This is a genomic window from Streptomyces sp. NPDC051020 (assembly GCF_040683105.1).
Classification (GTDB): domain Bacteria; phylum Actinomycetota; class Actinomycetes; order Streptomycetales; family Streptomycetaceae; genus Streptomyces.
Map to the genome: position 1 here is coordinate 1 of NZ_JBFBCG010000224.1, position 1,630 is coordinate 1,630.

General features: G+C 69.8%; 1 protein-coding gene. It reads right to left on the reverse strand.

Annotated elements, in window-relative coordinates; all coding sequences use genetic code 11:
* Positions 1-1,630 (reverse strand): hypothetical protein (locus AB0N06_RS38840; protein WP_366139366.1); only part of this gene is annotated, 1,630 nt, incomplete at both ends.

Below are 1,630 nucleotides of genomic sequence, written 5' to 3' on the forward strand. Positions count from 1 at the left end.
CGATCGCCGTCTCGCGGGCGGCCGTCTCCGTGCCGTCGGCGAGGGTGGCGGTCACGCGGTAGTACGTGGTCGTGCCCTTGGGCATGGTGGTGTCCACGTACGACCAGCCGGTGATGTCACCGCGCGTCTGGACGTCGACCTTGTCGAAGACGTGGGTCGTCCGGTTCCAGCGGTAGACGGCGAAGCCGGTCACCTTGCTGCCGTTGGCGCCTGTGTCGCTGCCCAGCCACCAGCGGACCGAGCCGCACACGTCGCCGCTGAGGTGGCCGAGCGGGTTGTCGCCCACGGCCGGGCCAGCGTCGGCGTCGGGGCGCAGGTCGAGCTCGGTGACGTCCTGGACGGGGGCGCCGGTCTCGGGGGTGAGCTGGTTGCCGTACTGGTCGACGGCGACGACGCTGTAGCGGACCTGCTCGCCATCGGCGACCGTTCGGTCGAGGAGGTGGGTCTCCGTGAACTCCTGGGGCCTGAGGGTCCAGGAGTCGATGAGCGGCTTGTAGACCCACTCGCCGTCGGCGAGGGTGCCCCGCATGATGCGGTAGTGGTCGAGACCGGGCTCGTCACTGGCGTCCCAGCTCAGCGAGACGCCGTTCTCCCGGGCGGTGGCTGTCATGCCCGTCACCGGGGGCGGCGGGGTGCTGTTCCCCGCGACGGCGACCGGCATCTCGACCGAGGGGGTGCCCCAGTTCCCCGCGCCGTCCGCAGCCACGACCAAGTAGTAGTACGTGGCGCCCGGCGGCGGGGCCGCGTCCGTGAAGGACGTGCCCTGGATGCCCTTGGCGACCACCACGACGGTGCGCCCGCTCTCCGTGCGCGGCTTGTTGTAGCGCAGGACCGTGTACCCGGCGAAGTCCTCGCTGGTGGCCTCCGACTTGTCCCAGGTCAGCGTGACCCCGCGCTCGTCCTCGACCGCCTTCGCGTTGTACGCGGTGTTCACGGGACCCGTCTTGTCCCGCGTGTAGAACGCCGCCGCACCGGAAGCCGCCGACTCGTTGCCGTGCGTGTCGACCGCTGTGACGACGTAGTAGTACGTGTCCCCGGTCTGCGGCAGTGGCTGCTCGTACCAGGAGTTGCTGAGCGGCTTGTCGCCGTTCAGGCGGTTCGCCGAGGTGAGCGCGACCGGCCCGCCGGTGGTGGTGGAGCGGTACACGTTGTACCCGGCGAGGTCCGCCTCGGTGTTCCCGTACCAGGAGAGGCTGACCTTCTCGGAGAAGTCGGGCTTCCAGGCGTCCTCGACCCCCTTCGGCGCCGCGGGAGCACTCTTGTCGACGATGGTGACGGACTTGTCCGCCGTACCCGCGGACTCGTTGCCCGCCTTGTCGTAGGCGCGGACCTCGTAGTGGTAGACCGCGCCGTTCTTCGGCAGCGTGGTGTCCGTGTACGAGGTGGAGGTCGTCGTGGCCAGCGGCTTGGTGCCGTACGAGGTGCCCTGGAGCCGGCGGTACACGCGGTAGCCCGCGAGGTCCATCTCCTTGTTGGCCGCCCAGCTGAAGTTGGCCCGGTACGAGGAGTCGTACGCAAGGGAGGTGCCGGTGGGCACGAGGGGCTTGACCTTGTCGACGGTGGCGGACGTGCGGGGCAGGTAGTCCGCCTTGACGTTCGCGGCGCCCGTCCAGTTGACGAAGTCGAAGCG